Source organism: Phocaeicola faecalis (assembly GCF_021730445.1).
GTDB classification, from domain to species: Bacteria; Bacteroidota; Bacteroidia; order Bacteroidales; family Bacteroidaceae; genus Phocaeicola; species Phocaeicola faecalis.
The window spans coordinates 458,808-471,868 of the sequence record NZ_JADNRM010000001.1 but is presented as its reverse complement, the minus strand read 5'-3'; the positions used below and the strand labels follow the sequence as shown (position 1 = coordinate 471,868).

Below are 13,061 nucleotides of genomic sequence, written 5' to 3'. Positions count from 1 at the left end.
TGGAGCGATATTTGGAATAACTTATTTACAGACAGGGCAGTACGATGGTAAAACGGCTGCCCTTGTCTACTTCGGAAGTAACCTCGATGCGTCCCTGCATCTTTTCAACAATCACTTTACAGATGGACAGGCCGAGCCCCACTCCTTGTGAGAACTCATTATGTTTATAGAACCGGTCGAATATGATTTGCTGTTCTTCTTTCGGAATACCGGCTCCGGTATCCTCTACAAAGATATGTACTTCATGGGTAGCCGGTTGATGGCGGTATCCTAAGGTGATAAATCCGTTCTTCGTGAATTTCCTGGCGTTGTTGAGGAAATTAGTGATGACCTGTGTCATGCGCATATTGTCTATGCGTACAAGTACATCTTCTTCGGGAAACTCTTTGATAAATTCCAAGGGTGGCAAAATCATCAGTTGATGAGTGCTGTAAATGCTGTTGAGCAAGGAACGGACACTTTCTTCCCGGTAACTGAATGACATATTGCCGGATTCGATGCGTGATAATTCCAGTACATCATTAACCAGTTTCAACAATAAATCGGTATTGTCATTGATGATGGAGACAAATTCCTGTCTCTCTTCTTCCGAAAGGTCTTTTTCCGTAGTCAGCAGATTGGAGAACCCGGTGATGGCATTGAGAGGAGTGCGTATCTCGTGGCTCATATTATCTAGAAAAGATTGCTTTAACTCTGCCTGCTCTGCAATCTTGCGGGCCTGAATCAACTCTTCCTCCTTATCTTTTACCTCCTGAATATTTTGCAGTAGGCCGGTGATGAGGTGAGTCTTGTCATTGTGATAAATCTGTTTGTAGCGAAATTCCCACCATTGATATTCATCTGCAAACTTACAGCGGTATTGTGCTGTCCGTTTGGGATAGTCTGACAGGTGGGCTACCTGATGCAGGAATTTCCTCCGCTCGTCGGGATGAATGAAGTTGGTCATTTCTTCGATGCTCATTTGTGTAGAGTCATGATGAATCAGTTCGCAAAACTGTGAATCGAAAACAGCTTTCTCTCCATCAAACCGCCATGCATACGTGTTTCCGCTTTCCATGGCCAGACTCAGTAACTCATGCTCATATTTTAAGTTGCGCAAAGCATCTTGTTTTCGTTTTTTCTCCCGTCCATATATATAAATAAGGTAACTCACGAATATCAACAGGAGGATGCCGACAGCAATTCTAATGCTCAGGATAAGACTGGAATATTCTTTGCTGAAAGGTTTGTACATGATGATATACTCCTTGGGAATCCTTTCTTCTGCTATTTTAAACTTTTCCAAAGTTCCCCAATTGACAACATACTGTTTGGCACATTGCTGCAATTGCTGACCAGGCATCTTCTTGTCCAGTCTCTCTCTTATTCCTGCCGCCATATCTTTTATTTGAGTTTCGATAGGTGCAAAATAGCCTCCGAGCATATAATCATTTGCTCCGAACCCTTCGTTTATAGTCTCAAACCCGGGATTGTCGAACAAACTGCCGATGCGTAAAGTGGTGAAATCACGTTTGGTATATAGAAACAAGGAATAATCGAAGACTCCGCTAGCCATCCACAGCAACCGGCGTGCGGGGACGGAGTCGCTGACCAGTTTGGCAATCATAGTCGTATCGAGATAGGAAAGTTCTGCCGGCTTTTCCGAATCAAAAGGAGAGAACTTTTTATTCTCTAATGAATCCGGTGATATATGTAATGTCTGTTCGTTTACCCTGTCTCGTATGTTGATATTGTGCCCTCCGCATTGTTCTTCCAAGTCTTGCCATATAATTCGATCCAGAAAAGTACCTCCTTTAATGACATGGATACATACTTTTCCCATGATTCGTTCAATCATTTGGCAAGTCTTAAGGTAATCGGGCTTGTCAATGTATCCGGTTACATTGGGGTATTGTTGCAGCAGCTCCATATTGGGATAGTTCACTCCGCTGAAGACGACAGGTATTTCTCTGACTTTCGGATGATTGCACGCCATCAGTGAGTAAGTGGCTTGGTCGTCAAGGACTGCTATTAAATCGGCCCCCCATACACTTGAATCGTCAATGAATCTGGAGATGCGACGTTCTTCATCTATGCTGTTGTATTTTTCGCAGTTGAGATAATAACTTTTAATTTTACATTGCAATCCGTTTCTCTTTAATTCATCGACAAAGAGTCTGTTAATCCGTTCGGCATTGCTGTAACCTTTCTGGTAAGAATGGATAAGCGCTATTTTATATTGGGACGAACGAGGGGAATAAGTACACCCGGGAAGGCATACCAATAGCAGCATCACAATAAATCCATAACCCAACATTTTCATATCATTAAAGAGTAATATTGAAGATAATTACTCCGCAAATATAGGAATGTTTTCTTGAATAGGAAGAATGGGAGGGAAATAAATGTAGGCCGAAAGAGAAAAAGAGAGTGTGTCGAAACGCTCATAAACTAAAAATCACCCTCGCCACAGACAGTTGTAGCGAGGGTGATTTCGATAAAAGGGAAGTTTTGACATTCATCTTCTTCCCAAAGTAGAAGCATGGGAGATAACTTATTTTGTTTCTCCGGTTGTCTTGGTGTCTGCAGGAGCAGCTTGTTCTTCCCAGTGGAAGGGCTCAAACTGTGTGTTCTTGTCTACCCATGACGGTTTACGGGATGCATAGATAATGAACGGAGCAGAAACAACAACGATACATCCTATAATCAGTACGGCAAACCATACGGTGTTACTGCCGATTGAAATCTGGCTGGGCGGAATGAAACTGAGCACGAATGCCAGTAAGGAACCGCAGAAACCGAGTCCGGCAATGAACCACATCAAACCGTTGCCTTTACTGCCGATGCGGAAAGGACGTGGAGCCTTTTTCATGTTATAGCGCAGATAAATGGCACCGCTAAACATCAACAGGTACATGATGAGGTACAATAATACGGTGAGCTGAGACAGAATCTGATAGAAGCTCTGTACGGAAGGCATGACTACGAATAACAAACTGAGTAATGTTACAGCCAAACCTTGGATTAACAAGATATTCTTCTGCACGCCGTTGTTATTGGTTTTCTGGAAGAACGGAGGTAAATAACCTGCTTTACCTACGGCAAAGATACCTTTGGACGGACCGGCTACCCAAGTCAGTACACCTGCCAACACACCGAATGCCAATGCAACGGCAATGATAGGAGACAACCAGGAAGCATGTACATACTTAAAGTAGTTGTCGAAGCCGACCAGCAAACTCTGAGTCAGGTTGATATCCTTTTCCGGGATAATGATACCCAATGCGAAAGTACCCAGTACGAAGATGGCAACTGTGATGGCAGCACCGATAAATACAGCCTTCGGATAATTCTTGGCCGGGTTCTCCATATCTTTTACATGGATACCGCCCATTTCCATACCGGCATAGAAAAGGAAAATACTGGATGCAAGTACCAGATTGTCGAAATTACTGAAATCGGGGAAGAAGTTGCCGTCAAAGTTCATTTGGCTTTGTCCGCCCGATGCCAGATAAATAACCGCCAGTACCATTAATAGGCCTGCCGGAATGATGGTACCCACCATACCGCCCACTTTGGCCACTTTTCCTACCCAGCCCATTCCTTTCAGTGAAATGAAAGTGGCAAGCCAGTAAATGATAAGCACTACCGCCAATGAGTAATAGCGGTTGGAGGCCAGTGACATATCGTGGGCATCGTTTGTGCCGATAAAAGCCAAAGCCACCGCTCCGAAAGTTAATACCGTAGGATACCAGATTGTACTTTCCACCCATTGAAGGAATATAGCCAGGAAGCCCCACTTCTTTCCGTATGCCTCACCAACCCAGCGGAATACACCACCTTGTTTGTCCTGAAACATTGCTGCCAGCTCTGCCGCTACCAATGAAGTAGGTATCAGGAAGACGATGGCTGCAAAAAGATAATAAAATGCCGAACTCAGTCCATATTCGGCTTCTGCAGGTAGCCCGCGAAGGGAAACAACCGCAGTCACATTCATAATTGCGAGGGTAAACACCCCGAGCTTGACTGATTTGCTAATGTTTGCCATAAAGTTTAGGTTTAAAAAATATATTTGTTTTTGTTACGTGTCTATAACAACCTCCCTGAATTGATGTTTATCCGTTTAGGTTTATTAACCCCCGGTTTTGCCGAGTAAACAAAGCGCTATTCCGGAGTGTTTTAGGGGAAACAATAATAAATTGGTATAGTTTATGAAAACAGCATTTTCTTCTTTTATCTATTCCCGAAAAGGAATTTATGGGATTTTGCATGTCTTAATCCTCTGTCTGTCTCTTTTTTTAATTATAAGTATTTCGATAGATACTTTTCACAACATTCCTTTTCTTAATCAGGGGAGTTATCTCAGGATACAGTTTTGGATATGTATGTTTTTCCTTTTTGATTTTCTGCTTGAATTCTTTCTGGCACCCGATAAGTGGAGATACCTGAGCAGTCACTTTATCTTCTTGCTGGTTTCTATTCCATATCTGAATATCATTGATTATTATCACATCACTTTTTCTCCGGAGATAAGTTATTTCCTTCGTTTTATACCTCTCTTAAGAGGAGGGTATGCGTTGGCCATTGTGGTGGGGTGGCTCTCGGGGAGCAAAGCTTCGGGTTTGTTCACTTCCTATATCACTATGTTGATGGCAACAGTTTATTTTGCCAGTCTGATATTTTTTGTGCTGGAGCATAAGGTGAACCCGATGGTGACCGATTATTGGAGTGCATTGTGGTGGGCATTTATGGACGTGACCACAGTGGGTAGCAATATTTATGCCGTGACTCCGACCGGTAAGATACTTTCGGTGGTGCTGGCTGCGCTTGGAATGATGATGTTTCCTATCTTTACTGTGTATGTCACCAGCCTGGTGCAGCAGGCAAATAAGCGGAAACAAGAATATTATGAAAAGCAAACGGTGGATGGCGATACTCCTCAGCATAATGTTTCTGCAGATAAATAGCTTTTAGGACACTTAAAAATATTTATTTTCGCATTCCTGCTAAAAAGTTTTATCTTTGTAGCCAATAATAATTGCTAACTTAATTAATTAACAACATGAAGTTATTGGCTCTATGTGCCACAGGGCTTAGTTTAATGCTGAGTTTTACCTCGTGCACCAACAACAAACATTTGATAAGTGATGCTGCCGAACGGGATGCCGTTCAGCAAGACTTTGAAACCCGGCGTTCAAAGTTGTCGCACGGAGACCTGTTTCAGGTGTTCGAACAACCGATGAGTGATGAACAGCGGGAAGCTATGACCTTCCTATATGCCTATATGCCATTAGGAGACATTACGGACTATTCCGGTGAGTATTATCTGGAAAATATTGATTACTCATTGAAGGCTCGTGAGGAGATGCCATGGGGAAAAACAATTCCGGAGCGTGAGTTCCGTCATTTCGTTCTGCCAGTCCGGGTGAATAATGAAAACTTGGACGATAGCCGTAAGGTGTTCTATGAAGAGTTAAAGAATCGGGTAAAGGGACTTTCATTACATGATGCCGTGCTGGAGGTAAACCACTGGTGTCATGAAAAAGTAGTCTACACGCCATCCGATGCACGTACCAGTTCTCCACTCGCTTCTGTAAAGACGGCCTACGGGCGTTGCGGTGAGGAATCGACTTTCACGGTAGCTGCACTCCGTTCGGTAGGTATTCCGGCCCGTCAGGTTTATACGCCCCGTTGGGCACATACAGATGATAATCATGCCTGGGTGGAAGCTTGGGTAGATGGAAAATGGCATTTCTTTGGTGCGTGTGAGCCCGAACCGGTTTTGGATTTAGGCTGGTTTAACGCACCGGCTTCACGTGGGATGTTGATGCATACAAAAGTGTTCGGTCGATACAATGGACCGGAAGAAGTAATGTATGAAACGCCCAATTATACAGAAATCAATGTAATAGATAATTATGCGCCGACAGCTAAAGCCGAGGTGACCGTAGTGGATGCCGAGGGCAATCCGGTGACTGACGCAAAGGTGGAATTCAAAGTATATAATTATGCTGAATTTTATACTGTAGCCCATAAACAGACAGATGCTCAGGGAAAAACGTTCCTTACTGCCGGTAAAGGTGATATGCTGGTGTGGGCCTCTAAGGACGGTAAGTTTGGATATTCCAAACTCTCGTTTGGAAAAGATAATAATCTGACCGTGAAGCTGGATAAAACAGCAGGAGATAATTATAGGATGGAAGTGGATATTGTACCTCCTGCCGAAGGTGCCAATATGCCTGAGGTTACTCCCGAACAGCGTGCGGAAAATAATCGCCGGATGGCACAGGAAGATTCTATCCGCAATGCGTATGTCGCTACGTTTATGAGTGATGAATCGGCCCGTAACTTTGCGAAGGAATATAAGTTGGATGAAGAGGCCGTGGCTAAGATTTTGGTTGCGTCACGTGGTAATCATCTGGTAATCCGTGATTTCCTTGCCCGTTTGCGTTCCGACAAATCCAAAAAGGGTGGGATAGACCTTCTGCAGAGAATTTCATCTAAAGACTTGCGTGATGTCAGTCTTGAAGTGTTGGTAGACCACATGCAGTCCCGTCTTTGTGAAAATGCAGAGTATTTCCGTCGTTTTGTCCGCAATCCACGTGTAAGTAATGAAATGCTGACTCCGTATAAGTCTTTCTTCGGTAAGGTTATTTCAAAACAAGAAATGGAAGCGTTCCGTGCCGACCCGATGAAGCTGGCTACTTGGGTGGCCGACAGTATTCAGGTGGACAAAAACTGTAATTTGGGTGGTGCGCCGATTTCTCCTGCCGGAGTATGGCGTGCTCGTGTGGCTGATGCGCATAGCCGTGATATTTTCTTTGTATCGATGGCACGCAGTATGGGGATTCCGGCACGTATTGATGAGGTGACGGGTAAAGTACAACTAATTATAGGCGATGACAGACCGGTTGATGTAGACTTTGAGGCTGTTTCTCCGTCTGCCGCACAAACAGGCAAACTGATTGCAAAATATACACCCATCAAATCATTGGAAGATCCCAAATACTATTCTCATTTCACTATCTCAAAGGTGACTCCCGAAGGAACCTTGCAATTATTGAATTATGACGAAGGTGATATCGACATGGGAGGTGGTGCTACCTGGAGCAATTTGCTGAAAAACGGGACGGCACTTGATGAAGGTAATTATATGATGGTGACGGGAACTCGTCTGGCAAACGGTGGTGTGCTTTCTGATATCACTTTCTTTACCATCAAGCCGGGAGAAACAATGACTGTTGATTTGGTGATGCGCGAAAGCAAGGATGATGTTCAGGTAATTGGTAATTTCAATTCCGAGTCTCTTTATAAGCCGATTGATAGCAATGAGTTGAAATCCATCCTTTCTACCACCGGACGCGGTTATTATATCGTGGCAGTATTGGGAGCCGGTCAGGAACCCACCAACCATGCATTGCGTGATATTGCAGCATTGAGCAAAGATTTTGAGCAGTGGGGTAGAAGTATCGTATTGTTATTTCCCAATGAAGAACAGTTCAAAAAGTTCCGACCTGAAGAATTTCCGGGATTGCCTTCCACTATTACTTATGGTATAGATGCAGACGGTGCTATCCAGAAACAGATTGCTGAAGGTATGAAGCTGCCTAACAAGACTATTCTGCCTATGTTTATTATTGGCGATACCTTTAACCGTGTGGTATTTGTCTCACAAGGTTATACCATCGGTTTAGGTGAGCAACTGATGAAAGTAATCCATAAGCTTTAGAATCTTATAGGCTGGTATAAAAGAAATGAGGCTGTTCCGAATATTCCGGACAGCCTCGTTTCTTTTAATGATTGATTCGAGTGACTCTCATCTGAATTTATTTATCATCTTCCAAGTCATCATCTTCATCATCCCAATCATCATCCTTTTTAGCTCTCTTTGATTTTTTGGATTCTTTGGCTTTCTTTTCCAAAGCCTTATCATTATCGTCCTTCAAGGTTAGTTCTATACAAGCGGCTTTAACGATATCCGGGTCGGTTACATCCTTTTTATATTCTTCGATTTTCACCGTGCCACCCATTGAAACTTTGGGGTTGCGGTATAACATATCGCTTTCGCAGGTGGTACGTCCTGAGAAATGGAACTCGCAAGCACCGGTTTCTTCAGCTATTTTACGAATGTTTTTAGGATTTATTCCACATCCCGGCATGATGATAATGCGTTCGCCGGCCAGTTCTACCAACTCTTTTAAAAGAGGAATACCCTTTTCGGCAGTGGCTTCCTGTCCTGAAGTAAGGATACGGTGGCAGCCGAGTTCAATAATTTGTTCTAATGCTTCTTGCGGATTACGGCACATATCAAAAGCGCGATGGAAAGTGACACTCATGTCGCCTACGGCATTCATCAATTTTTCCATGGCTTCCATATCTACTTTGCCATCGGCTGTCAGACAACCGAATACTACTCCGTCTGCTCCCAATTGGCGGGCTACTTTGATATCATGCAACATGATTTCTTGTTCCAATGGAGAATATAGGAAATCTCCGCCGCGAGGACGGATGATAATGTGCAATTTAGTTTGTTGTAAGAGTTGGCGTGCCATGCGTATTTCGCCAAATGACGGAGTGGTACCTCCTTCGGGAATACCTGCGCATAATTCCACACGATAAGCTCCGCCCTGCTGTGCTTTTACTGCACTTTCAACGGAATTGGCGCAGATTTCAATTTTTGATTTGTTGCTCATAAAGTTATTTAATAATTAATTCTATCACGTAATCAATCTCGTCGGGCACTTTCGGTAACTTTAACAATATACCGTCTTTGTCTTGTTTGAAGGAAAGAGAAGCCTTATCAGTGAATTGCATTGCTTTTTTAACTTTCGCCTTCAGAGGTATATAAAGCGTATTGTCCTGCAAATCCAATACGTGGATAAACAAACGGTCGCCTTTGCGGGTTGATACGCCCCATGAATGGGGAGCTACATCTCCGCCACGGGTTCCATAAATTGTTTCTCCATATTGGTTCATCCATTCGCCCACTTTTTTCAAGCGGTCTACAGCTGTGGCAGGAAGTTCTCCATTGGGTTGCGGGCCGATATTCATTAACAGGTTTGCATTCTTTCCGGCTGCTTTAACCAAATAGTGTATTAACGCTTTCGGTGACTTGTAATTTTGGTCTTCAATTTTATATCCCCACATCCCATTCATGGTTTCACAAGTTTCCAAAGGAAGTGAGCTGACGCTCTGTCCTGAAAGTCCGGCTTTGTTTTCACCGGGCAGGTCACGTTCGAACATTTGGAAGTCTTCACCGGCATACGGAATGCGGTGGTGGTTGTTACCTACCAGACAGGCGGGCTGCAGCTTATGAATTAATGCGTATTGTTCTTCCAGTTGCCAATCGAAATCTTTGGGCTGATCCCAAATGCCGTCAAACCAGATAGCGCCAATCGGTCCATAATTGGTCAATAGTTCGGTCAACTGGTTGTTCATGAAGGTATAGTAGCTCTTCCAGTCCCCATGTCCTTTCGGACGTCCTGTTTCGCGGCCGGTGCCTCCTCCTTCGGGATAATCATCGCGGCGCCAGTCTAAGTGTGAATAATAGAAATGGAGCTTGATGCCTTGTTTGTGGCATTCGTCTGCCAATTCTTTCAGCACATCCCGTTTGAACGGAGTAGCGTCTACAATATTAAAATCCGATTCTTTGGTATCGAACATTGAGAAACTGTCGTGGTGGCGGCTGGTAATACAGATATATTTGGCACCTGATGCTTTGATGGCCGATACCCATTCGGCGGCATTGAAGCGTGAAGGATAAAATCCCGAAGCTAGTTTGGCATATTCATCGCGGTGGATGTTGTGGGTGGTCATATACCATTCACCTTGTGCGGTCATGCTGTAAATGCCCCAATGAAGGAATATTCCAAATTTGTTATCTTGGAATTCCTGACGTGCTTTTATATTCTCGGGAGTCGGTGTATAACTTTGCTCGGGAGTTTGTGCGAAGGCGGCATTGCTTGTAAATAGCAGTAGTGCAGCGCCTAGACTGATTTTCTGTATAAACTTGCTTTTCATAATATTGAATAATTATCTTTGCAAAGATAGATATAATGTCAGAATGCTAAAAATGTTTTGAGGAAAATATTTTAAAAGGAAAAGCCGGTCTTTTCCTGAATGGGTAGGGAGAAGACCGGCTTTTGATTAAGAATGGGGCAGGTTTAACTGATGCTGATGCGATGTCCGTTAAAGATATTCATACCTAGTTTATTCATGATATATTTAATGGCAAGTTGTGCTTTTACAGAGTTCCCCGCATCGTCCAAAGGAGGTGCGAAAGCCGCAATGCCCATTATTCCGGGCATCACTCCCAATACTCCGCCGCCTACTCCTGTCTTGGCAGGAATACCGGAAGTGTAAAGCCAGTCACCTGTGTGCTGGTAGAAGCCTACGGTGGCTATCAGAGAAGTGATTTTCGGAGCAAGCTCTTTATCGAATACTTGTTTTTGGGTGCCAGGGTTGAGGCCGTCATTGGCGATTGTAGCTGCGCAGACTGACAATTGTTCGGCTGTGATGCCCATGGAGCACTGACGGGTATAGAGGTCGAGTGACATATCAGGGTCATCATAGATACGGTTGTAGTTTTTCAATAACCAGGCAATAGAACGGTTATTGAAGTTAGTAGCCGATTCCGATTTATAAAGTTCGTCAATCAGTTGGGGAGCACTGCCACAGAGTTCTGTCATATTGTCGACAATGGCTTTCCATTTGGCATCACTGTTGCCAATGGGTTGCACCATACTGTCTGCACTGATGGCGCCTGCGTTTACCAATGGGGTAGAGGGATGGTCATTCTCCAGCAAGATAGCCATGATGGAGTTAAACGGCAGTCCGGTTGCATCTGCACCAATCATTTCGAGTACTTTCTGTGCACCATATTGACGAAGAATCAGTATGGCTGTCAATACCTTAGACACAGATTCAATGCCGAATTGGTATTGATAGTCACCCAGTTGAATCTTTTCTCCATTCATCAGGCAAATACTGATACCGAATAGTTTCGGATTGATATTAGCCAAATAAGGAATGTAATCGGCATTTTTACCTTCTGTATTGTCTTTATACAGATTGTAAGCCTCTTGTGCGACATCTTTTATCTGTTGGATAGTTATAGTTCTTTCCATAAATTAATTTGATTGAAGTAACCATCCACCATAAAGGCGGATAGTTACATTATTATTATCTACGCTTATTTTTTAGCGGCATTGCTATGTGCGTTGTGAGTGAACACAGTGCCCTTTACAGGAATGTTCTTGTCTTGGGCGATGCGGGTCTGAGTAGGATACTCCAGTTTCTCGAATTCGGTGATAGCATTCTTGATATCATTCAACAACATATCCGCCATATCACGGCTGAATCCCTGACGTACCACAACACGCATAACCACATAATTCTGAATGTTCTCCGGCAAAGTATAGGCAGGAACCATCCAGCCGCTTTGCTGTAATTTAGCCTGCAAATCGTAAAGAGTCCATTTGGCGTTCTTTGCATATTCGGGTTTCATGTACCAGATGAACAAAGGATTCACTACATTGTCGCTGTAGTTTACGAATGGAGTCATCTTGGCTATTTCGCTGTGAATATACTTGGTGATTTCCATGGAATTGTATTGAATGGCTTTGTATCCTTCGAATCCCAGACGGATAAACTGATAGTACTGTCCCAAAATCTGTGCAGCGGGACGGCTGAAGTTCAAACCAACCTGTGTGATGTTTGCACCCAAATAATTGACGCTGAATGACATGGCATCAGGAAGGTATTTCTTGTCTTTCCATACTACCCATCCCAGACCCGGATAAACCAGTCCGAACTTGTGGCCGGAGGTACTGATAGAGAGAACCCATTTTAAACGGAAGTCCCACTTTGTTTCGGGGCTGAGGAACGGCAGGATGAAACCGCCGGTTGCAGCATCTACGTGGATAGGAATTTCATAACCGGTCTTGGCATTGTATGCGTCCAGCGCTTTGTCCAGTGCTTCCACGTCATCGTTCAGACCTGTCCATGTCACACCTTGGATAGGAACAATGCAGATGGTGTTCTCGTCACACATCTTTAATGCTTCTTCGGGGTCCAGGGTGGTCTTGTCCAGAGTAAGAGGTACTTGGCGCATCTCAATCTGCCAAAGTTGGGCGAATTTCTCCCATACCACCTGAAAACCGCTTGAGATGACGAAGTTAGGTTTGTCGGTCGGTTTGCCCTGGGCCTTACGTCTGTCTCTCCAGCGCAACCAGGCAGCTACGCCACCCAGCATGCAAGCTTCACTGGAACCGATGGCCAATGCTCCTGATTTCCATTTTGCCTGTTCGGGGGAATTCCACAGGTTGGCCATGATATTGATACATTTGGCATTCATTACAGCGATACGCGGGTACTCAGTCTCATCAATGTAATTGATGTTGATAGCTTCGTTCATCAATTTGGTGGCATAGTCATCCATATAGGTCGTAACGAAAGTAGCCAGATTAAGACGTGGCTGGGTCTGAGCAAATGTTTCGTCTTTTACCATTTGATAGGCAATCTGCGGGGTAGTAGGGTTCATCGGAATAGTGTCTACCGGTGAGGGTTGTAGCATTTCGTTTGAGCCAAACACAGATGTCTTTGCATCACCTTCTCTCAAATCACAATTACAATCTTTCATTTTACTTAAAGTTTAGGTTAGTAATATAATGAAGAACGTGGGAGTTTCCCGCGTTTTTCTCCCTCAACATAGGGGTTGGTGAAAAGTTCCTTGATTTTATGTTTTTTAATGTTGCATCGGGAAATACAAAAAAACGATGGGAATCATCATTGGACTATGAACGAAAAAAAGATACCTTTGTTTATATATAAAATCATTGGATGCCTGTAATCGATATTTTAGGAGCATGTAATTTGATGAACTGCGTTTAGGAGATTACCTTTACATTGATAAAACGGCATTGGTTTATCAGATAGTGACTTCAGGGGCGTATTATTTTTTGAACCGTTCCCGCCGTTTTGGAAAAAGCTTGTTGATTTTTACAACACCGACCTATTTGGTTGAGTTATTAAAACGGAGTGATTACTCGTGAACTTCGTGCAGGTGATTATGATTCTTTTTT

General features: G+C 43.7%; 8 protein-coding genes and 1 pseudogene. 3 read left to right on the top strand and 6 right to left on the bottom strand.

Annotated elements, in window-relative coordinates; all coding sequences use genetic code 11:
• Window positions 1–25 precede the first annotated feature (25 nt).
• Together IR173_RS02005 and gadC are read right to left on the bottom strand one after the other, a co-directional pair.
• The gene (locus tag IR173_RS02005; RefSeq protein WP_237038417.1) at window positions 26–2,272 is read right to left on the bottom strand and encodes a sensor histidine kinase; all 2,247 of its coding nucleotides are present in this window, start codon (window positions 2,270–2,272) and stop codon (window positions 26–28) included.
• A gap of 261 nt (window positions 2,273–2,533) precedes the next feature.
• Window positions 2,534–4,027 (bottom strand): putative glutamine/gamma-aminobutyrate antiporter GadC, encoded by a 1,494-nt coding sequence (gadC, locus tag IR173_RS02000; RefSeq protein ID WP_237038013.1) that lies wholly within the window; start codon window positions 4,025–4,027, stop codon window positions 2,534–2,536.
• Between the two features lie 163 nt (window positions 4,028–4,190).
• On the opposite strand from gadC, the gene IR173_RS01995 reads away from it, so the two are divergent.
• Both IR173_RS01995 and IR173_RS01990 read left to right on the top strand, forming a co-directional pair.
• Window positions 4,191–4,946: a potassium channel family protein gene (locus tag IR173_RS01995; protein WP_237038012.1), complete on the top strand. Its 756-nt coding sequence runs from the start codon at window positions 4,191–4,193 to the stop codon at window positions 4,944–4,946.
• Between the two features lie 95 nt (window positions 4,947–5,041).
• A complete protein-coding gene (locus tag IR173_RS01990) occupies window positions 5,042–7,708 on the top strand; it encodes a transglutaminase domain-containing protein (protein WP_237038011.1) in 2,667 nt (888 codons plus the stop codon).
• Between the two features lie 97 nt (window positions 7,709–7,805).
• Here the strand turns inward: IR173_RS01990 and IR173_RS01985 are convergent, their stop codons facing one another.
• From IR173_RS01985 to IR173_RS01970, 4 genes are all read right to left on the bottom strand, one after another.
• Entirely contained in the window at window positions 7,806–8,672 is an 867-nt protein-coding gene (locus IR173_RS01985) for a copper homeostasis protein CutC (RefSeq protein WP_237038010.1), read from the bottom strand.
• Window positions 8,673–8,676: 4 nt separating this feature from the next.
• Window positions 8,677–9,999 (bottom strand): alpha-L-fucosidase, encoded by a 1,323-nt coding sequence (locus IR173_RS01980; protein WP_237038009.1) that lies wholly within the window; start codon window positions 9,997–9,999, stop codon window positions 8,677–8,679.
• 143 nt (window positions 10,000–10,142) lie between these two features.
• Window positions 10,143–11,105: a glutaminase A gene (gene glsA, locus IR173_RS01975; RefSeq protein WP_237038008.1), complete on the bottom strand. Its 963-nt coding sequence runs from the start codon at window positions 11,103–11,105 to the stop codon at window positions 10,143–10,145.
• A gap of 65 nt (window positions 11,106–11,170) precedes the next feature.
• Complete coding sequence (locus IR173_RS01970; protein ID WP_237038007.1) at window positions 11,171–12,619, bottom strand: glutamate decarboxylase; 1,449 nt, start codon at window positions 12,617–12,619, stop codon at window positions 11,171–11,173.
• 241 nt (window positions 12,620–12,860) lie between these two features.
• Between IR173_RS01970 and IR173_RS01965 the strand changes: the two are divergent.
• Window positions 12,861–12,995: pseudogene (locus IR173_RS01965) on the top strand (AAA family ATPase); the annotation flags it as partial.
• Window positions 12,996–13,061 lie beyond the last annotated feature (66 nt).